Consider the following 20,940-nt stretch of genomic DNA (forward strand, 5'->3'; position numbering starts at 1 on the left):
TGCTGGCGAGGCCAATGGATGAGCCGCCTGATATTGCTCTACTGCTGTCTGCTGATAGCGCTGCCCGCCTGGACGGCTGAAATTATTTTCAGCAGCACTACAGGCAATCCCGCCATTCAGGGATTCGTCAACGAGCTGCAGCAGCGCAGGCCACATGACCAGGTCAGCTTTGTCGCCCTGAACAAGCTCCCTGCCCCCTCACAACTGCCCGACACAAACCGCCTGGTATTACTTGACAGACCAACACTGGACTGGCGTCTAACCGATCCAGCAGGGCCGCCCACTCTGGCCATGCGCATCAGCCGCGTGCAAGCCCGTGACCTACCGGCAACCCTGCCCGCTCAATTGAGCCTGCTCTGGAGCGATCCCTCGCCACAGCGGCAAATGCGCCTGGCGCGCTTGCTGCTACCCGCAGCGAAGCGCGCTGGGCTGTTGTTTGATGCTGACAGCGCCTTTCTCCTTGATGAGTACCGGCAGGCCGCGGCGGAGCAGGACATGCGGCTCGTGACTAGGCGCTGGCCTGATACGCGCGACAGTCGACCATTGCTCTACCTGCTGTCGCACAGCGACTTATTGCTGGGTATCAACGACACCCACCTGTTCAATTCGCTCACCGTGAAAAACCTACTGCTCACCAGCTACACCCATCAGCGACCGGTGATTGGCCCTAGCGCCAGCTTCGTCCAGGCCGGCAGTTTGGCAAGCACTTACAGCGACCAAAGCGACTGGTTGGACAGCCTTGAGGAAATCCTCAATCGATCGCCAGACAGATGGCCAAAACACAGCTACCCCAGTCATTTCAAAGTCACCAGCAACCCCCAGGTTGCGCGATCACTGGCAATTGAATTGCCCAGCAACGAATCACTGGCGCAGAAGCTCGCAGAAGGAGAACAGCCATGAAGCTGCCACGCCATTGGAATATCCATACCCGCACCCAGCTCATCAGCGTCGGGCCAGCACTGCTCTTGACCCTTCTATTGACAAGCTTTTTTACCTTCACCCGCCTCCAGGAACTGCAACTGGAGCTCAAGCAGACCGGCCAACTGATTGCCAGCCAACTGGCTCCAGCCACCGAGTACGGGGTTATCTCCGGTAATCTGACGGTGCTCGAATCGCTGCTCGGGGTCACGCTGCAGACCCCACATGTGCGTTTTCTCGAAGTGCGCGACCACAACGACCGCATCCTTCTTTACGTCGAACAGCCCAGCGGTGATGCCACCTCTCATGCAGCAGTCAGCGTCTTCGAGGCGCCGATTTTGTTGCAAAAGGTCACCCTCAACGCAGACTTTATGCACAGTGAAAACGCCAATACTGCGCCTCTCGCGAATGACTATCTGGGCCGCGTGGTCGTCGGTATCAGCAGCGACGCGTTTAACACGCGCCAGCAGGAAATCCTCTTCAAGGCCGCTCTACTCGCGCTGTTTGCCCTGGCGCTGACCTTTATTCTTGCCCGCCGCCTGGCCCGCCACCTGTCGCAACCTCTCAGCGCCATGGGTGATGCTGTTAGCGCGATTCAAGCCGGTAATTACCAGACCATCCTGCCGGAGGTTGGCGAAGGTGAACTGCAGGCCTTGGCACGGCATATCAACAACCTCGCCCATGGCCTCGCCAATGCCAGTGAAGAACAGCAACGGGCTATGACCCTGCTGATTCAAGCGCGCGAGCAATCGGAGCTGGCTAACCGCGCAAAATCCGACTTCTTGGCCATGATGAGCCACGAGCTGCGCACCCCCATGAACGGCGTGCTGGGGATGTTGCAGTTACTGGAAACCACCGAGATGACTCAGGAGCAGGCGGAATATGCTGCCCTGGCCACTGAATCCACCGAACACCTCCTCAAGGTCATCAACGACATTCTCGATTTCTCACGGATTGAACGCGGGTCATTGGAACTGGAGCACATCCCTTTCAGCTTGCAAGCCCTGCTACAAAGCTCAATTCAAGTGTTCCAACACAGCGCGCAGCAGCGCGGCCTGCACCTGCTTCTGGACGCTCAGAGCGGCCTTGAGCAACTGCAGGTTTGGGGTGACCCAACGCGTATGCGGCAAGTTTTGGTCAACCTGATCGGTAATGCCCTGAAATTCACCGAGAACGGCAGCATTCGCGTGCACTGCAGCTGGCAAGCGCTGGACAACCAAGTGCTGTGGTTCAGTTGCGCGGTGCATGACAGTGGTATTGGCATCCCTCCCGAGCGCCTGGAGCACATGTTTAATGCCTTCCAGCAGGCCGACACTTCTATTTCAAGACGTTACGGCGGCACCGGCCTGGGCTTGCCTATCGCGCGCACGCTGGTAGAGCGCATGGGCGGCACACTGCGGGCTACAAGCGTGGAAGGTCAGGGCTCGGTTTTTACCCTAGAGGTGCCCCTGCCTTTTTCTCAGCAAGTCGCCCCAACGGCAAGCGGCAAAACACAGTTATCGGATCAGGGCAGCGGTCAGTCGGTGTTATTAGTTGAAGATAACCCCGTCAACCAAACCGTGATCGAATCCATGCTGCGCAGCTTGGGCTACCAGGTTAGCGTGGTGGCTGATGGTGCACAGGCTGTAGATAAAGTCAGCCAGCACCGTTACGCGGCCATTCTGATGGACTGCCGGCTACCCATCATGGACGGCTATGAAGCCACGCGACAGATCCGCCAACTGCCTGACTGCGCGCAGCTACCGATTATCGCCCTGACCGCCAATGCGCTTCAGGGCGACCGCGAAGCCTGCCTGAATTGCGGCATGAACGACTACCTGGCTAAGCCTTTCAAGCGGGCTGACTTACAGCGAATACTGCAACGCTGGCTGCCCCCTCGACCTTCGACGGGTAGTCAAGAAGATCGAACTGCTGCAGGCTAACGCGCATGTGCGCTATGACAGGCCTTCAGAGCGGAGTACAACTGTACTCACAAAGCTGTGACTTTCACCACAACGCAACAGTCTATGACTAGGCTATCGGTAGGCGCAGCAGACAGACTGCGCCGCCAGCCAGGACGATTCGCCCAGCCTTGGCGCATGGGACATATTGAGGAGCTCGCATGACCAAACAAAACGCCTTCACCCGGGAAGACCTGTTGCGCTGCAGTCGCGGCGAACTGTTTGGCCCAGGTAATGCGCAACTGCCCGCGCCGAACATGCTGATGATCGATCGCATCACCCATATCAGCGATACCGGCGGCAAGTACGGCAAGGGCGAAATAGTCGCCGAGCTCGATATCACTCCAGACCTGTGGTTCTTCGCCTGCCATTTCGAAGGTGATCCGGTCATGCCAGGTTGCCTGGGCCTCGATGCCATGTGGCAACTGGTTGGCTTCCACCTCGGCTGGCAGGGTAACCCCGGCCGTGGCCGTGCCCTCGGTTCGGGTGAAGTGAAATTCTTCGGCCAGGTCCTACCGACCGCCAAGAAAGTCACCTACAACATTCATATCAAACGCACCATTGCCCGCTCTCTGGTCCTGGCTATTGCCGATGGCACCGTCAGCGTCGATGGCCGCGAAATTTACAGTGCCGAGGGCCTGCGGGTCGGCCTGTTCACCTCCACCGACAATTTCTAAAGGACTCTCTGCATGCGTCGCGTCGTAATTACCGGCCTCGGCATCGTTTCCTGCCTAGGCAATGACAAAGCCACCGTCTCTGCCAGCCTGCGCACAGGCAAGTCCGGCATCCGTTTCAACCCGGCGTATGCCGAAATGGGCTTGCGCAGCCAGGTCTCCGGTTCGGTTGACCTCAACCTTGAAGAGCTGATCGACCGCAAGGTCTATCGCTTTATGGGTGATGCGGCCGCTTTTGCCTATCTGTCGATGCAGCAGGCCATTGCGGATGCCGGGCTCAGCGCCGAAGACATCTCCAACCCACGCGTGGGTTTGATTGCAGGTTCCGGCGGCGCGTCGACCTTCAACCAGATGGAGGCCATGGACATCCTTCGCGAGAAAGGCGTTAAGCGCGTTGGTCCGTATCGCGTACCGCGCACCATGGGCAGCACTGTGTCCGCCTGCCTGGCCACGCCGTTCAAGATCAAGGGTGTCAACTACTCGATCTCCTCGGCCTGCGCTACCAGCGCGCATTGCATCGGCAATGCCATGGAGCAGATCCAACTGGGCAAGCAAGACATCGTATTTGCCGGCGGTGGTGAAGAAGAGCATTGGAGCCAGAGCTTCCTGTTCGACGCCATGGGCGCCCTCTCCACCCAGTACAACGAAACCCGGAAAAAGCCTCGCGCGCCTACGACGCCAAGCGTGACGGCTTCGTCATCGCCGGCGGTGGCGGCATGGTGGTGGTCGAAGAACTGGAACACGCCCTCAAGCGTGGTGCCAAGATCTATGCGGAAATCGTCGGTTACGGCGCAACTTCCGATGGCTACGACATGGTTGCCCCGAGCGGCGAAGGTGCAGTGCGCTGCATGCAGCAAGCCCTAGCCACTGTCGACACGCCAATCGACTACCTGAACACCCACGGCACCTCGACGCCTGTCGGTGACGTCGCGGAAAGCCGTGCAGTGCGCGAAGTGTTCGGTGCCAAGGCGCCAGCCATCAGCTCGACTAAGAGCCTGTCCGGTCACTCCTTGGGCGCTGCCGGCGTGCAGGAAGCGATCTACTGCATGCTGATGATGGAAGGCAACTTCATCGCCGGCTCGGTCAACATTGACGAAGTCGACCCGGAAATCGCCGACCTGCCGATTCAGCGCAGCACCGTTGAGAACGCCAAGCTCGATACCGTGATGAGCAACAGCTTCGGTTTCGGTGGCACCAACGCGACACTGGTACTCAAGCGCTGGGCTGGTAAGTAAGTCCAATCGTTTGTTTGCTGCATAAAAAGGCCACCCCTAGGGGTGGCCTTTTTTGTTGCTGATCGCACCCAGGATCAAATCGAGAAACGCGCCACCAATGCATTCAAGTCCACCGCCAGGCGCGACAACTCCTGACTGGCCGCACTGGTCTGGTTGGCCCCGGCCGAAGACTGCATCGACAGGTCGCGGATATTCACCAGGTTACGGTCCACCTCACGGGCCACCTGCGCCTGCTCTTCGGAAGCGCTAGCGATCACCAGGTTACGTTCGTTGATTTGCGAAATAGCTGCAGTAATTTCTTCCAGCGCCTGGCCGGCGGCCTTGGCTACATCCAGCGTCGAACGCGCCCGACTGTTGCTGGTTTGCATAGCATTAACCGCCTTGTCGGTGCCCTGCTGAATGCCGCTGACCATTTGCTCGATCTCTTGAGTCGATTGCTGAGTACGATGCGCCAGGGCACGTACCTCATCGGCCACTACGGCAAAACCGCGCCCTGCTTCACCGGCTCGCGCCGCTTCAATGGCTGCGTTGAGTGCGAGCAAGTTGGTCTGTTCGGCAATCGAACGGATCACGTCCAGCACTTTGCTGATATCGCGTACCTGACCAGCCAACTGCTCGACTTCCGCAGCGGTATGAGTCACGTCATCAGCCAAACTGGTGATCGAGTCGACAGTCTGACGCACCTGCTCGCGACCATGCTGAGCCGTGCGATTGGACTCACTGGAGGCTTCCGAGGTGCTCACGGCGTTGCGCGCCACCTCTTCCACGGCGCTGGTCATTTCATTGACTGCCGTAGCTGCCTGCTCGATTTCGTTGTTTTGCTGGTGCAGACCGCGGGTCGAATCCTCGGTCACCGCACTGAGTTCCTCTGACGCCGAGGCCAGTTGCGTAGATGAGTCGGAGATATTCTGAATGGTACTGCGCAGACTCTGCTGCATACTTTTCAAAGCACCCAGCAAACGTGCTGGTTCATCCGAGCCCAGCACATCAATTGGCTGGGTCAAATTACCGCTCGCCACTGTCTCAGCAACCCTAACCGCTTCGGTGAGCGGGCTGACAATACTGCGGGTCAGGAGCAACGCCAGAGCCACAGTCAAGCACAGCGCCAGCACTATCATCACGACCACCCACAAGCGCGCGCTGGCAAATATCTCATCGGCCAGATGGGTCGCAGCACTAGCACCCGTACGGTTAAGTTCTAAAAGCTCGACAAGGGCCTTAGCCATGGTGTCGGCGTAGCCATTTATCGGCCCATTGAACAAAGCCGCAGCACTATCCAGATCACTCTGGCGCACCGCTGCGATGACCTTTTCCTGTTCTTCCAGATACGCCTTTTCGGCCTGCCTGAAGCGCTCGTAGACAGTCTCTTCTTCTGCGTTAGAAATTAGCTTTTGATAGGTGCTTTCCGATTCAGTCAATGATTTCCGGAGTTCTTCAGCGTTTGCAAGGCTCGTACGCATCATGGCTTCATCACTGATGATTACTAAGCGCATGGTCAGCGCCCGAAGACGGAGAACCTGCTGGTTAATCTCACCGAGGCTCAAGATGCTGGGTAACCAATTTTCGTTTATCTGCTGCGACTGCTTGCGCATTTCGCCCATCTGCTGCAAAGAAAAGCTGCCAAGTAGCAGAACCAGTACTGCAACCAAGCCGAACCCGAGCGACGCCCGAGGGGCGATATTGAGGTTTCTGAGATTCATCGAGGCAGTCCCTTTTTAATATTTAGTTGAAGTGTCAGCCGCACAAAGTCTTTAGATTTAAAGTCGCCCCGCAACATGACGAAAGATGTAACTAACCATACTAGCGACTGAAATACGGGTTTCTTTAATTTAGACAATAAAAAGCCGAGCATGGGCTCGGCTTTGCAGGTATCACTCTAGTCTATTAACGCACGATAAACCGCTGTTCTAACAATTTCCGGTCATCCTGAAACACCATAAAGCGCCACTCGCCGGGCACCACTTCATGCGCTTCAGTGAACTCGAATGCCATTACATCTTGCGGCGCACCGGGCACCAACTTTTGCGTCACCACAAATTTGTCATGACGCTTACCGTCCGGCGTAACCACCCCTGGCGTGAGGTACAGCAGGGTCAGCGGTGACTCCGTAGCGACCTTACCCGCTAAGGTGTAACGCATACCAAACTTGGTACCCAGCTTGGCCGGAATCACTTCAGTGGGCTCGATTTGCTGATTACTGCGGGTCAGCACTCGCTCACCGGCCTGGAAGTCCTGATAATCGCTGGCGAAAACACCGTGCTCGACCGGGCCGTCTACCCGGACTTCGGCCTGTGCCAGGCTGCTGATCAACATAAGTGCGGCTAGGCTGCTGAAACGGCTGTATTGCATGTCGCGCTCCTTTTTTAGATGAGCGCGAGCCTATGACACCCGTGTGACAGCCCGATGACAGACCTACTCAGTAAGCTCGGCCTGCACACGACGCGGCAGCACCGCGAGAAAGTTGTCGTGCGCCACTTGATGCGCGACCGTTTCTGGCAAAGCATCGAGAAACGGTTTGAAGCCGGTCATAGAGTCAGCCAGGCTATCAAAACGCCCCACCACATCGGAACCGAGCATAAAGCGCGCCGGGTAGCTGCTGACCAGTTTCACCCAGGCTGCATCAGGCTTGCCGTCGGCATCTAGCAAATAAGGCTGGAGCATGGTCCAGGACAGATCGACATACAGGTTGGGGTACTGCTTGAGCATCCGTTCGAGAGTAGGCAAAAGGAAATCCAGCTTTTCCTGGTGCCGATGAATTTCCATGCTTGTTCCAGCATGCGCCCAGATAAACCGTACATGCGGATGGTTGCGCAGCGGCTCCTCGATTTCCTGCAGATACAGCGGGTTACGTTCACGCTTGGAGGTGATATTGGAATGCAGCATCACCGGCAGATCGTACTCAGCGGCCAGGTGAAAAACCCGCGCGAGGGCCTCGTTATTAGCCCGTGGGACATCGCCGTGAATCAGTGCGGTCAAATCGTCATGCCTAGTGAATATCTCGCCGATGCCCTGCCACAGGCCAGGGTCGAGTTCGAGCATGCGACGGATATGTGCATCGGCATTCTTATCGTTCGGGTTAAAGCCTGAGAGAAATGGATGCAGGCGCTTGCGCTGCTCAGCTGGTACTTGCTTGTAGGCATGCGCCACCAGAACATCGGTGGCGCTGTACCAATAGGCATTGGCATCATCACCGGCGTAATAACGGGGCCGCTTGGGCTCGTTCTCGTGCCATTTCTTCGCCACCGGAATACCCGAGAGCATCACATGCTCAATATTGCCGGCGGCCATCTGCTCAAACAGCTCGGTTGCCCCGGCGCTTTCCTGGAAAAAATCCACGTAGTGCAGGTGCGCATCGCTGTAGCGATAATCCCGCGCCACAGCCAGCGGGCTGCAAATGCCAACGAGAACAGCAAGACTCAGCGCAAGTCGTTTCAAACCCCAACCCTCTTGAAGACGTGAGTGCAATTGACTCACTACACTGTTGCCAAGTTCAGAAACCAGGATTAAAGCAGATACCTTCTGCCCCATAGTTTCAGCCACAGGAGCTTCAATGATCCGCATCAGTAATGAAAAAGGCCTGCTGCAGCGCATCGATATTGGCCCGCATACCCTGCACAGCGATGTGGCGGTGGAACTGGGCGGCGAAGGTTCGGCACCCGATCCGCATGACTTGTTCGATGCGTCCTTGGGCGCTTGTAAAGCCCTGACACTTGCGCTTTATGCCAAGCAAAAAGGGTTGCCATTGACCGGATTGGACGTGCAACTGACACGCGATAACACTCAGGAACGCCAAGGCATTTACGGCTTAAATGTCGAGCTGACCTTGCATGGTGCCCTGAACGATGCACAACGCCAGCAACTGCTGCGCATCGCTGACAAGTGCCCGATTCACAAGCTGATGACCAGCAGCGAAGTTCAGGTCAGCACTCAGCTAAGCGAGGGCGTGGAATGAGCGACTTTCTGCTGATCCAACCGCGCCCGGAAAACCTCGGCGGACAACCTATCCTGCGCCCCCTGCCTTCGGCCAAGTGCCGCAGCGTCGGGCCGTTCGTGTTCTTCGACCATATTCTGGAGAACACCTACCCGGCCGGCAGCGGCATGAATATCAACCAGCATCCGCATATCGGCCTGTCCACCCTCACCTACCTGTTCGAAGGGCAATTGCAGCACAAGGACAGCCTCGGCTCGAATCAATTGGTCGGCACCGGCGAAGTCAGCTGGATGACCGCAGGCCGTGCTGTAGCGCATGTCGAGCGCACACCACAGACGCTGTGGGAAAGCGGCTCGCACATGCATGGCCTGCAGGTGTGGTTGGCCATGCCCGCAGAGGATGAGCAAGGCGAACCCAGTTACAGCCATCATCCCGCGAGCAGCTTGCCGCGCAGTACCACCATGGGCGTCGACATCTGCCTGATTGCCGGCAGCGGCTTCTGCCTGCAATCACCCGTACCGGTGCTGTCCCCAACTGTCTATGCCGAGATCAAGCTGGCTGCTGGTGCAGCGCTGCAAATTCCCGCCGAACATGCCGAACGCGCGCTGTACCTGATTGATGGCGAGGCGACATTGGATGACCAACAACTGCCTTTAAGCGGCCTGTTGGTGCTGCCCGAAGGCGAGACTTACACCCTCAGCGCCTGCAGCGAGAGCCACTTGGTATTGATCGGCGGCGCGCCGATTGGCCCACGGCGGATCAACTGGAATTTCGTCGCCAGCGACCAGGCCCTGATCGATCAGGCCCGTCAGCGCTGGACCGCACAGGACTGGCCAACAGTGCCGGGCGAAACCGCACGAATCGAACTGCCACGCTGACCGAGAAAATTTGTTGCACTCGCGCGACATCCAAACAGGTCGCACTCGGGTATAACCCTTGGCACGCTCACACACTCAGGAACCCGGTGCATGGCGCAGCCGCTGTTTGATTACGAAAGCCATCTGGAAGCCTGTGCTCAGCAGGACGACCGCGCATTCCAGGCGCTCTACCAACAGGAGGCCGCGCAGATGCTCGGGCTGGCAATCACCTTGCTCGGCCGTCGTGATCAAGCCGAAGACTGTGTGCACGATGCCTTTGTGCAGATCTGGCGCAACGCCCAACGCTTTCAGCGAGCACTTGGCAGTGGTCGCGCGTGGATCTACAGCATCCTGCGCTACCGCGCGTTAAACCAGCTACGCAGCCGGGGTCGTACGGTGGAGCTGGATGACGACTTTATCGAACGCGCCGCCGACGACAGCCCGCAGGCCGACGAACTACTGGAACAACAAGGCGAACACCAGCAACTGCGCCGCTGCCTACAGGGCATCGAACGCAATCGCCGTCACCCGATCCTGCTGGCCTTCTATCGCGGCCTGACCCATGAACAAATTGCCAACCGCCTGACCACCCCGCTGGGCACCATCAAAGGCCGTATCCGCGCCGGATTGCGCGCGCTGCAGGAGTGTTTGCAAGCATGATTACGCAGCAACCTGCCGAACGCCGCGCATTAATCGGCGAATACGTCCTGGGCCTGCTCGATGCAGCCGAAGCCGCTGAAGTGCGCGAGCTGATTGAACACGACAGCGAAGCCGCGCAAATGGCCCTGCAGTGGCAGCAGCACTTTCTTGAGCTAAGCGACCAATTGCCGCCACAGACACCCTCAGCGCAATTATGGCAACGCCTGCAGGACAGCCTCGGTCTGACGCCAGCCGTCAGCCGCGCCAACAGCTGGCTGGCCTGGTGGCAGAGCCTGACCACCTGGCGCCTCACCAGCGCCGCGCTGGCCTTTGCCCTGATCATCGCCGTGCTGCCTGATCTATGGCGCGCGGATACTGCCGCCAACAGCTACACCGTGGTGCTGCAAGCGCCAGGTGAGGCGGCTAAACCAGGTTGGGTGGTGCATGTCGACGGCACTGGCGGCTTACGTTTGCAACCGCTGCTGGCAGATCAGATCCCGGCCGATCGTTCCGTGCAGTTCTGGACCCTTATCGACCCAGCCATCGGCCCGCGCTCCCTGGGCCTGGTCGAACCGGGTAAAGCGTTGGAACTGTCTGCCGAGCAGATTGGCGCGGTACAAGCCGGCCAGCTGTTCGAACTGACCCTAGAACCGGCCGGCGGCTCGCCGAAGGACCGGCCAACCGGCAAGGTGCTGTATATCGGCCGTGCGGTTATGGCATCGATCAACTGAGGTTGTTTGCAAAAAAACTGAATTTATTTTCAGGCGACGACATCCAGACGTTCTCTCGTGGGTATAGCTATCAGGTGTTTCATCGAGGCACCTGCAAGGCAGGCGATTTTCGGCCTTGCATCGATGCTGGATAACCACAGATGAGAGAACGCATATGAACAGCTTCAATACCCTGCTGACCGCTGCCGTTACCACTGCCACCCTCAGCCTCGCCGCTGGCACTGCAAGCGCAGCGACCCTACTGGCCCTGGGCGCCGACGGTCAGCTGTTCAAGATCGACAGCGCCAGCCAGAAAATCACCGCGACCATGTCTGCCAGCAGCCCAAGCCCACTGCGTGGCATCGATGTACGCCCGGCCAACGGCATGCTCTATGCGCTGGGCGGTGACAATCAGCTCTACACCCTGGACCTGACCACTGGCGCAGCCAGCAAGGTCGCCAGCCTGAACAAGCAGCTACCAGGCAGCGGCCAGGCGGTCATCGACTTCAACCCGGTGGCTGACAAAATGCGCATGCTGGCGGCCGACGGCACCAACTTCCGCGTCAATGTCGACACCGGTGAAGTAACGGTCGATGGTTCAGTGGCCTACGCCGCTGACGGCGCCTATGCAGGCAAAAGTGCACACGTGGTGGCTGGGGCCTACACCAACTCCTATGCCGGCACCCAGGCGACGTCGCTGTACAACGTCGACCTGGCCAGCAGCAGCCTGATGCTGCAAAACCCGCCAAACGATGGCGTTCAGCAAGTGGTTGGCATGGTCGCCGATGGTCTGAAAACCGCTGCGATGGACATCTCCAGCGACGGCAAAGGCGGCAACACCGCCTACCTGCTGACCGGCACCACGCTGCATACCGTGGACCTGGCCAGCGGCAAGCCAATGACGCTAGGCGATGTTGCCGGCCTGCCGGGCAATATCATTGATATCGCCGTACTGCCAGGCATGTAGAACCTATATCGAGTCTGCTGCGCGTCGGCGATACGGCGTTAAAAATGGCCTCGGCAAGCCGCTTGCGGCTAACGCGCTTTAGCGCGGCCCGCAGGGCGAGTGAAACGAGTAATGCTCATTTACAGCACGTAAACTCGTGTGCGAGCCCAGTCCGCTTCCTCGGCGCGTTGACCAGCCAGAGGCTGTTACTACGTAGCGCCTTGTCTCGCTCTAGCTCGCGAGACTCTAAACAGGTTCTAAGCAACGATGCGGGAAGGCCGCCAGGCCTTCCCGTTCACGGTTTATTTGGCAAAGGTTTCATCCAACAGATTATCCATGGCCTTGAACGCGCGAGCGGCCACCAGCGGGTGGTACTCATTGCGCCCTGGCACATTGGCCTCCGGGTTGGTGAAGGAATGCACCGCTCCGCCGTAGCTGACCAATTGCCAATCGGCTTTCGTCGCTTTCATCTCCGCAATAAAGCCATCGACCTGCTCCTGCGGCACTGCCGGGTCATCCGCGCCATGCAGCACCAATACAGGTGCCTTAATGTTTTGTGCATCACGCGGGTCAGGCGTATCCAGGTTGCCGTGGAAAGACACAAAGCCTTTTAGCTGCGCACCAGAACGGGCTAGTTCCAGTACCGTTCCGCCACCAAAGCAGAAACCGATAGCGGCTAGCCGCGTGGTATCCAATGGCACCTGCTCGGCCTGCGCTTTGAGCACCTCAACCGCCGCCTGCGCCCGCTTGCGCATCAACGGCCTATCGCTGCGCACCGTCGTGGCCGCGACCTTGGCTTCATCGGCATTAGTCGGACGAATGGCTTTGCCGTACATGTCGGCAACAAATATGACGTATTTGTCGCCAGCCAGCAGCGCGGCCTTGGTGGCTGCGTTTTCACTAACGCCCATCCAGTTAGGCACCATCAAGAGGCCCGGACGCGGCGTAGTGACCGCATCGTCATAGACCACTAGGCCTTCGTAAGCTTCACCGTCAATTTCATACGGCACCGGTTTAACCACTACGGCCGCATCGGCCATGCCGATCACTCCAGCACATAACAGAGGCAATAGACGTTTTGTAGACATGGAGAGTTCCTGATGGACTTGAGCAGAACATCAACCATAGTCCGCAGCATCAGGATGACCAAGCGCAGCAGCAGACAACACACCGGGCAAAGGTTTCAGCCTGTTTCGAAGCTATGCTTGCTCAGCCCAGCGCTCTTTGATTTCCAGAATCGCCGGTAACTGTTGGATAAACAGCTCAACTAAGTGCGGATCAAAGTGGCGACCGCGCTCCTTATTCAGCAGCTCAACAGCGTCCTCAACCGACCAGGCGGCTTTATAGGGCCGCACACTGGTCAGCGCATCAAACACATCGGCAATCGCCACGATGCGCCCTTCCAGCGGGATGTCCTCGCCGCTAAGGCCATTGGGGTAACCACTGCCATCCCACTTCTCGTGGTGCGACAGGGCAATGCGCTGCGCCGTGCGCAACAAACCCGAGGCATGCTCGCCAATAATCTGCGCGCCAATTTCCACGTGCTGACGCATCACCGCCCACTCTTGCTCATCGAGTTTGCCCGGCTTGCGCAGTACCGCATCGGGGATACCAATCTTGCCAACATCGTGCATCGGCGCGGCGTTGAGCAATTCTTCGGCAGCTGCCTCGCTAAAGCCAGCGGCCAGGGCCAAGACCTTGGAGAAATGGCTCATGCGGATGACATGTAGCCCGGTCTCGTTGTCCTTGTACTCGGCCGCCATGCCGAGACGCTGGACGATCTGCAGACGGGTCTGGCGCAATTCATCCATGCGCACCAACGACAAGTGCGTACGCACCCGTGCGCGCACGATCGGTGGGCTGACCGGCTTGGTGATGTAATCGACCGCGCCCACGGCAAACCCATGAGCCTCATCCTCAACATCGGCCAGTGCGGTGACAAAGATCACCGGAATCGCCTCCAGATGGGCCTGCACCTTGAGTGCCTGACACACCTCATAACCGGTCATGCCGGGCATCATCACATCCAACAGGATCAGATCCGGACGCTCACGCTCGGCCATTTCCAACGCTTTGGCACCATCCTTGGCAAACAGCAGGCGGTAGTCCTCCTGCAGAATATGCCGCAGCACCTGCAGGTTAGTGGCCTCATCGTCAACCAGTAGGAGCAACGGGCGAGCATCAACTGGGGTGATCATGGTGTCTGGCTTTCCTCGTCATGCATCTGGTGTAGCAGCTCGGTAAGCGCTTGCTGAGCCAGGTCAAAGTCAAAATCATCCAGCGCCTGGCGAATATGCGCCAGGGCCGTTTTCTGCTGCGCGCTATGCAGCCCCTGCCGCAAACAGTCCAATGCCTGATCATCAAGCCGCCACGGCTGACGGCTTGCTGCAAACGCAGCAGCGCTGCACGCAGCTGATCAAGGTCCAGCGTCTGAGTCTGCGTGGGCGTCTCTGGCACCTGCGGCAGGGCCTCGGCAACAGCCGCCAACGCGCGTGATAACTCCTGCAGCAGGCTGCGCAAGTGCAGCCCCTCGCGCTGGTTGAAGGCTTGCTCGATTGTCAGCCCCAGGCCGGCTAGATGGGTCAACGCCAGATTGGACGCCGCACCACGGAAACGGTGCGCCAGGCTGCGTCCGGTATCCCAGTCATTTTTCTCCAGCATGCTGCCCAGTTGCTCGACCAGCACACCCTGCTCGGCGAGAAACCGCTGAATTGCCTGACTCATCTGCACCGGTCCGCCCCACAGGCTGGCTCCGCGCTGCCAGTCGAATAGCCCGGCCGTTGCCGCCGCAGTGCTCTCGACAATCCCTTGATCCTGAGTCGCACCCAGCAGGCGTGCCACTTCCGCAAGCAAGGCAGGCAAATCAAGAGGTTTGGAGGCAAAGCCGTTCATGCCGGCATCCAGCGCCGCCTGGCGATCCTGATCCAACACGCTGGCGGTCAAGGCGATAATCGGGATTGGCGCACGCTGCTGAGCGGCCTCGAGGGCACGGATACGCCGGGACGCTTCCAGTCCGTCGACCAAGGGCATCTGTACATCCATCAGGATCAGGTCAAAGCCGCCGTTGGTAAAGGCCGCAACTGCCGCCTGCCCATCGGGCACGCAAGACACCTGGTGGCCCAAGCGCTGCAGGTTGAGCTGCAGAAGCTCAAGGTTTTGCGGAACATCGTCAGCGGCCAGAATATGCAATGCCGCCAGTTGCGGCAGCGCCTGGCGCACCTGCGGGGCCAGCCGTTGGCCGGCGCGCAAGGGCAATTCGACAATAAATCGGCTGCCTTCACCCAGGGTACTTTCCACCCGCAAGCGCCCGCCCATCAGCTCGACCAACTGGCGCGAAATAGTGGTACCCAGCCCGGTGCCACCAAAGCGCCGACTCATCGAGGCATCAGCCTGGGCAAAGGGCTCGAAAATCTTCTCCAGACGATCAGCAGCAATACCGATGCCACTGTCCTCGACGATCAGGCGGATTGCGCCAGCCTCACCCTGTACACGCAGGTACACCTGGCCCTGGGCGGTGAACTTCACCGCATTGCCCAGCAGGTTGGTCAGCACCTGTTGCAGGCGCAGGGCATCGCCACGGTAGAACTCCAGAAGCTGCGGCGGGTACTCCAGCCGCAACGCTAGGCCCTTGTTTTCCGCCGCCAGGCGCTGGGTGGCACACACCTGCTCACACAGCTCGCGCAGGGAAAAATCCAGGTCTTCCAGTTCAATCGCGCCGCGGTCGAGCTTGGCGGTATCGAGAATGTCATTGAGCAAGCCCAGTAACGAGCGTGAAGCCTGCTGCACAGTTTGCAGATGACGACGCTGGTCGTCGGCCAGCGGTGTCTCGATCAGCAGTTCGGTAAAGCCGATAATGGCGTTCATCGGCGTGCGGATCTCATGGCTCATATTGGCCAGGAAACTGCTGCGCGCTGCCGCCGCCGCTTCGGCGCGATCACGCGCCGCGCGCATTTCCTGCTCCATCAGCCGTCGTTGCGTCAGGTCGGTGGCCAGCTTGACCACTTTAAAAGGCTTACCGTCCGTGTCGAAAATCGGGTTATAGGTCGCCTGAATCCACACCTCACGACCGCCAAAACCGATACGCCGGTATTCGCCCGCGCAGAACACGCCAGCATTTAGCGAAGCCCAGAACGCCTGATAGTCGGCGCTTTCGACATACAGCGGGTCACAGAACAGGCTGTGGTGTTGGCCAATCACATCGGCGCGCTGATAGCCGAACAAGTCCAATGCATTGTCGTTGATAGCCAGCACGCGGCCCTGCAGATCACACTCAATCAGCGCCATGGCCTTGCTGATGGCGTTGACCTTGCCTTCGTACTCGGCGTTGCGCAGTTTGGTCTCGGTCTGGTCGAGCAGTACGCCGTCGATCCAGCGTGGAGTGCCCTGCTCATCGCATACGGCACTGCCGCTTTCCCAGATCCAATGTTCATTACCATCGCGGTCAAATAGGCGGTACTCGACGGTGTAATTACAGCCCTGTTCAATGGCGGCCAACACCTGATCAGCCACCCGCTGGTAATCGTCGGGATGATAGAGCGCGGCGATTGACTGTCGCTGGCTGATGAAGTCATCCGCACCCCAGCCGGTAAGGCGCTGCACCGCATCACTGATAAACAACATGGTCCAGTCGTCATCCAGCAGGCAGCGAAACGAAACCCCAGGGATATTGCTGATCAACGAGCGGTATTGCTGTTCGCTCTCACGTAAAGCCCGCTCCATCTGGATGCGCTCACTGATGTCAGTCACAAACACCACGAACAGCGGATGACTGCCCGAACGCGTGACGCCAATGCTGATGCGCACCGGCTTTTCCTGACCGTCGCTGGCCACACAGAGCACCTCCTGCTCTGCTCCAGGCAAACTCACTGCACCACTCTTTAAATAGGTATGCAGGTGCATCTCAAACGACTTCGCGTCAGCCTCGCTGAGCAACCGGTGCATAGGCAGGCCAACCAGTGCGTCGGGCTGCCAGCCAAACAGGCGCGCGGCGGCGCGATTAGCTGAACGAATGGTCCCGGTGTGGTCGATGGTCAGAATCGAGTCGTGTGCAGTGTCAAAGATCGAGCGTAAATGCTGCTCACTGGCCCGCAGCTTTTGGCTCAAATAGCGGTAACGCAGTAGCGCATTGATGGCGACAACAAACACCGTCAAGGCAACCGTAATCAGCGAAATGGCACTGCCCAAATACAGGCTATCGCTCATAGCAATCGGCTGGGCAGCCTGGGCAACGCCAACAAAACGCGCAGCCGCCATACCGGTGTAGTGCATACCACTGATGGCCAGGCCCATCACCAACGCACTCAGCAGTAATGCCCAACGCGCAGGCAGGCGGCCCTGTAGGCCAAAGCGTACCCAAAGGGCAAGAATGGCCAGGCCGACGGCCAGCACAATTGATAAAGCAAACATCCAGGGGTCGTAACGCAGCAGCGGCGTCATCTGCATCGCCGCCATGCCGCTGTAGTGCATTGCGCCGATACCCGCCCCGACCAACACGCCGCCCACACACAGCTGGGTGACGCTCACGTCACGACGTGCCAGCAGGCTCAGTGCGACCCACGACGCCGCCAGGCTCGGCAGCATCGACAACAAGGTTACGCCCAGGTCAAAACGCACTTGCGCGCACAGCTGAAAGGCCAGCATGCCGATAAAATGCATCGCCCATATCCCGGCCCCGAGCGCCAGCGAGCCCGTGAGGATGGTTACCTGCCGCCACCAGGCTAACTGGCTATCGCGGGCAACCCCGGCCAACTGCAGGGCCATACCTGAAGTAAACACGGCAATGCACAACGACATCACAACCAGCAGCGGGTCATAGCTGCTGAGTACCAGCACACTGGGATCGGTATTGCTTATAAACATCTGATCAAGAAACGGCATACCACCCCAAGACTGCATCGATTCCACACCCACTGAGTGGCGCAATGATGGCATGACAAACGAGACCGACCAGCCTGTCAATCAGCCACCGAGTAAACCCTCAGTGGCTGAGGCCGCGCGCTACAGCCGATCACCGCGTAACGCCGCCACCTGTGTCTGCAGCAGTTCACGCTTGACCGCTTCGGGTGCTACCGGCGTACCGGCCACCAGGGTGATGCGCGACCACAAACGCTTAAACAAACCCTTATGCGGGTCACGGCTGAAAAAGCTGCCCCATAAACCCTGCAATGCCATGGGAATCACCGGTACCGGGTTCTGCGCAATGATCTGTTCGATGCCGGCCTTGAACTCATTGAGCTCGCCATCGGTGGTCAACTTGCCTTCCGGAAAGATGCACACCACTTCGCCATTGCGCAGGTATTCGGCGATTTTCTTGAAGGCGGCGTCGTAGATCAGCAGGTCTTCGCTACGCCCGGCAATCGGCACCGTGCCGGCGGTACGGAAGATAAAGTTGAGCACCGGCAGGTTGTAGATCTTGTAGTACATGACAAACCGCACTGGCCGGCGCACCGCTCCGCCAATTAGCAGCGCATCGACAAACGACACGTGGTTGCACACCAGCACCGCCGCGCCTTCGTCAGGAATCGCCTCCAGCCCCTCGTGCTCAACCCGGTACATCGAGTGGCTGAGCAGCCAGATCATAAAGCGCATGCTGAATTCGGGGACGATCTTGAAGATGTAGCTGTTGACCGCGATGTTCATCAGCGAAATGGTCAAAAACAGCTGCGGAATCGACAACTCGGCGACGCTGAGAAAGAGGATCGAGGCAATAGCCGAGGCCACCATAAACAGCGCGTTAAGAATGTTGTTGGCGGCAATCACCCGCGCCCGCTCGTGTTCAACGGTACGCGACTGGATCAGCGCATACAGCGGCACGATATAGAAGCCGCCAAACAAACCGATGCCCAGAATCGAACCGAGAATCCACCATGCCTGGCTGTAGCTCAACACCGTTAGCCAGTCATGCGCCACCGCGCCCTCGGGGAAACCGCCGGAAAACCACCACAGCAAAATACCGAATACCGTGAGACCGATTGAGCCGAAGGGCACCAGGCCAATTTCCACCTTGTGCCCGCTCATGCGCTCACACAGCATCGAACCCAGACCAATGCCCAGGGAGAACACGGTGAGGATCAACGTGACAACACTTTCATCGCCGTACAGCCACTCTTTGGCATAAGCCGGAATCTGCGTCAGGTACACCGCACCCAGGAACCAGAACCAGGAATTGCCCACCAGCGAGCGCGACACCGCCGGGCGCTGGCCCAGCCCCAACTTCATGATTAACCAAGACTGGCGCAGGATATTCCAGTCCAGCTTGAGCTCCGGCATGGCCGCAGCCGCAGCGGGAATACCCCGGCTGGCCAGATACCCGAGCACGGCCACCAACACTACGCAGGCGGCAACGATAGATGCATAACCGCTGCTGGCCATGATGATCCCCGCGCAATGGTGCCGGCGAGGATGGCCAGGAAGGTGCCCATTTCCACCAGCGCGTTGCCGCCCACCAGCTCTTGTTCTTCAAGGTGCTGCGGCAGAATCGAATACTTCACCGGACCGAACAGCGCTGACTGCGTGCCCATGGCAAACAGCACCGCGAGCATCAGCGGCAGGCTACCGAGCAGCACACCGGCGGCCCCTAACAGCATGATCACAATCTCGGCGAACTTGATCTTGCGGATCAGCGCGTCCTTGGCGAACTTCTCGCCAAACTGCCCGCCGAGGGCCGAGAACAGAAAAAACGGCAGGATAAACAGCAAGGCGCAGAGGTTGATCAGCAAGGCCTTGTCGGTGCCGGAACTGATCTTGAACAGAATGGCGAGAATCAGTGATTGCTTGAAGATGTTGTCGTTGAAGGCGCCCAACAGCTGGGTAATGAAAAACGGTAAAAAGCGTTTTTTACCCAGCAATGCGAATTGTGATTGTTCGGTCATCGTCCGTGTACCTGTCTGCGAGGTGGTCAGGCATTTGACTGCAAGACCACCCGACAAAGCCACAACCGCGCGCACTTTTTGCTGCACCCGCAGCAAATTAGCGGCGCCTACAACGGCAATTGCCCCAGCAAGCCGCGCAGCACAAAGAACACCAACAAACCGCCACCAATCGTAGCCAGCAAGTGCCGCGTCAGGGCCGCGATGGCAATAGTCGCCACCCCCGCCAGCAGATAGGCATTGTGCAGATTGAATGCCCACTGCTGGCCATCAGGTATCAGCATGCCCGGCAGCACAATCGCACTCAGCACCGCCGTCGGCACATAGTGCAGCCCCTGGCGCACCAGCGGCGGGAAACGCAGCGTCGGAAAAGCAAACAAGCTGTAGCGAATGGCAAAGGTAATCAGCGCCATGCCAAGAATCAGCAACCAGATATCCATCAGCCAGCCTCCCCGGCTGCTACCGGTATTTTGCGACGTTCCAGCAGCACACCAATCGCAATACCACTGAGCGCGGCCGCCATCAGCCCAAGCTTGTAGGGCCAGCTATGGCACAACAACGCCACTGCGCCCGCGACCAATGCCGCAGCAATCTGTGGCTGGCTGCGCAGGGCCGGCACGACAATGCCGATAAAGGTCGCCAGCATGGCGAAATCCAGCCCCCAGCCCGCCAGGTTCGGCACGCTCTGACCAAACAGCGCACCGACCAATGAACTGCCGACCCACGACACATACAACGCCAGTGCCACCCCGGCGTGGTACCACTGACCGTGCTCGGCCATGCCGCGCGCCAAGTAACGGCGCTGCACCACGGCAAAGGTTTCATCGGTCAGGCCGAATGCCAATGGCACCCGCCAGCGCTGCGCGAGCGGCCCCACATAAGGTTGCAGCGCCGCGCTGTAGAGCACATGGCGCAGGTTGACGACCAAGGTGGTGAGCAGAATCACCACGGCCCCGCTGCCCAGTGTCAGCAGGCTGATGGCAATAAATTGCGCAGAGCCGGCATAGACCAGCAACGACATGCCCAGCGCCTGCCCGAGGCTCAGCCCGGCCAGGCTGGCCAAGGCACCGTAGATCAAACCGAACGGCAGAATACCGACGATCATTGGAATACTGTCGCGACTACCATAGAGAAAATGCTGCAAACGGCTCATGCGCCCTCCTTGAGCAGGACAGCCTGCCGCATCCCAGCCACAACGTCTTGAACAATCTTGCGCATCAAC

The 20,940-nt window shown here is 58.8% G+C and carries 16 protein-coding genes and 2 pseudogenes; 9 read left to right on the forward strand and 9 right to left on the reverse strand.

Annotated features, from left to right (window positions below; genetic code table 11):
• The first annotated feature begins 18 nt into the window (after positions 1-18).
• The 4 genes and pseudogenes from ACEPAJ_RS12125 to fabB all read left to right on the forward strand — a co-directional run bounded on the left by ACEPAJ_RS12125 (position 19) and on the right by fabB (position 4,767).
• A complete protein-coding gene (locus tag ACEPAJ_RS12125) occupies positions 19-900 on the forward strand; it encodes an ABC transporter substrate-binding protein (protein WP_425915034.1) in 882 nt (293 codons plus the stop codon).
• The gene (locus ACEPAJ_RS12130; RefSeq protein ID WP_425915035.1) at positions 897-2,840 is read left to right on the forward strand and encodes an ATP-binding protein; all 1,944 of its coding nucleotides are present in this window, start codon (positions 897-899) and stop codon (positions 2,838-2,840) included. Before ACEPAJ_RS12125 ends, ACEPAJ_RS12130 begins: the two co-directional genes overlap by 4 nt.
• Before the next feature lie 179 nt (positions 2,841-3,019).
• Positions 3,020-3,535 (forward strand): 3-hydroxyacyl-[acyl-carrier-protein] dehydratase FabA, encoded by a 516-nt coding sequence (fabA, locus tag ACEPAJ_RS12135; RefSeq protein WP_274088616.1) that lies wholly within the window; start codon positions 3,020-3,022, stop codon positions 3,533-3,535.
• Between the two features lie 12 nt (positions 3,536-3,547).
• Positions 3,548-4,767, forward strand: a pseudogene (fabB, locus tag ACEPAJ_RS12140) (beta-ketoacyl-ACP synthase I).
• A gap of 74 nt (positions 4,768-4,841) precedes the next feature.
• Here the strand turns inward: fabB and ACEPAJ_RS12145 are convergent.
• The 3 genes from ACEPAJ_RS12145 to ACEPAJ_RS12155 form a co-directional block, all read right to left on the reverse strand.
• The gene (locus tag ACEPAJ_RS12145) at positions 4,842-6,467 is read right to left on the reverse strand and encodes a methyl-accepting chemotaxis protein (RefSeq protein ID WP_425915036.1); all 1,626 of its coding nucleotides are present in this window, start codon (positions 6,465-6,467) and stop codon (positions 4,842-4,844) included.
• A gap of 184 nt (positions 6,468-6,651) precedes the next feature.
• Positions 6,652-7,116, reverse strand: a complete 465-nt coding sequence (locus tag ACEPAJ_RS12150; RefSeq protein WP_425915037.1) for a DUF3859 domain-containing protein — start codon at positions 7,114-7,116, stop codon at positions 6,652-6,654.
• Positions 7,117-7,179: 63 nt separating this feature from the next.
• Positions 7,180-8,202 carry an amidohydrolase family protein gene (locus ACEPAJ_RS12155; RefSeq protein ID WP_322950369.1) on the reverse strand — a complete coding sequence of 341 codons (1,023 nt, stop codon included), beginning with the start codon at positions 8,200-8,202 and terminating at the stop codon, positions 7,180-7,182.
• Between the two features lie 115 nt (positions 8,203-8,317).
• Here ACEPAJ_RS12155 and ACEPAJ_RS12160 point away from each other — a divergent pair, with 115 nt between their 5' ends.
• The 5 genes from ACEPAJ_RS12160 (at position 8,318) to ACEPAJ_RS12180 (ending at position 11,871) form a co-directional block, all read left to right on the forward strand.
• Positions 8,318-8,719: an OsmC family protein gene (locus tag ACEPAJ_RS12160; RefSeq protein WP_425915038.1), complete on the forward strand. Its 402-nt coding sequence runs from the start codon at positions 8,318-8,320 to the stop codon at positions 8,717-8,719.
• Positions 8,716-9,576: a pirin family protein gene (locus ACEPAJ_RS12165; RefSeq protein WP_425915039.1), complete on the forward strand. Its 861-nt coding sequence runs from the start codon at positions 8,716-8,718 to the stop codon at positions 9,574-9,576. The genes ACEPAJ_RS12160 and ACEPAJ_RS12165 overlap by 4 nt, the downstream gene beginning before the upstream one ends.
• A 90-nt stretch (positions 9,577-9,666) precedes the next feature.
• Entirely contained in the window at positions 9,667-10,215 is a 549-nt protein-coding gene (locus tag ACEPAJ_RS12170; RefSeq protein ID WP_425915040.1) for a sigma-70 family RNA polymerase sigma factor, read from the forward strand.
• Complete coding sequence (locus ACEPAJ_RS12175) at positions 10,212-10,925, forward strand: anti-sigma factor (protein WP_425915041.1); 714 nt, start codon at positions 10,212-10,214, stop codon at positions 10,923-10,925. Before ACEPAJ_RS12170 ends, ACEPAJ_RS12175 begins: the two co-directional genes overlap by 4 nt.
• Positions 10,926-11,079: 154 nt before the next feature.
• Positions 11,080-11,871, forward strand: a complete 792-nt coding sequence (locus ACEPAJ_RS12180) for a DUF4394 domain-containing protein (protein WP_425915042.1) — start codon at positions 11,080-11,082, stop codon at positions 11,869-11,871.
• Positions 11,872-12,152: 281 nt separating this feature from the next.
• On the opposite strand, the gene ACEPAJ_RS12185 is transcribed toward ACEPAJ_RS12180, so the two are convergent.
• The 6 genes and pseudogenes from ACEPAJ_RS12185 to ACEPAJ_RS12210 form a co-directional block, all read right to left on the reverse strand.
• The gene (locus ACEPAJ_RS12185; protein ID WP_425915043.1) at positions 12,153-12,938 is read right to left on the reverse strand and encodes a dienelactone hydrolase family protein; all 786 of its coding nucleotides are present in this window, start codon (positions 12,936-12,938) and stop codon (positions 12,153-12,155) included.
• 111 nt (positions 12,939-13,049) lie between these two features.
• Entirely contained in the window at positions 13,050-14,048 is a 999-nt protein-coding gene (locus ACEPAJ_RS12190; protein ID WP_425915044.1) for a response regulator, read from the reverse strand.
• Positions 14,032-17,745 carry a PAS domain S-box protein gene (locus ACEPAJ_RS12195; RefSeq protein ID WP_425915045.1) on the reverse strand — a complete coding sequence of 1,238 codons (3,714 nt, stop codon included), beginning with the start codon at positions 17,743-17,745 and terminating at the stop codon, positions 14,032-14,034. The genes ACEPAJ_RS12190 and ACEPAJ_RS12195 overlap by 17 nt, the downstream gene beginning before the upstream one ends.
• A 102-nt stretch (positions 17,746-17,847) precedes the next feature.
• A pseudogene (locus ACEPAJ_RS12200) lies at positions 17,848-19,721 on the reverse strand (MFS transporter).
• A gap of 107 nt (positions 19,722-19,828) precedes the next feature.
• Positions 19,829-20,158: an AzlD domain-containing protein gene (locus tag ACEPAJ_RS12205; protein WP_274089360.1), complete on the reverse strand. Its 330-nt coding sequence runs from the start codon at positions 20,156-20,158 to the stop codon at positions 19,829-19,831.
• Positions 20,158-20,871 carry an AzlC family ABC transporter permease gene (locus ACEPAJ_RS12210; protein WP_425915046.1) on the reverse strand — a complete coding sequence of 238 codons (714 nt, stop codon included), beginning with the start codon at positions 20,869-20,871 and terminating at the stop codon, positions 20,158-20,160. The genes ACEPAJ_RS12205 and ACEPAJ_RS12210 overlap by 1 nt, the downstream gene beginning before the upstream one ends.
• Positions 20,872-20,940 lie beyond the last annotated feature (69 nt).

This window comes from Pseudomonas sp. GWSMS-1, assembly GCF_049847425.1.
In the GTDB taxonomy this organism is placed as follows: Bacteria; Pseudomonadota; Gammaproteobacteria; order Pseudomonadales; family Pseudomonadaceae; genus Aquipseudomonas.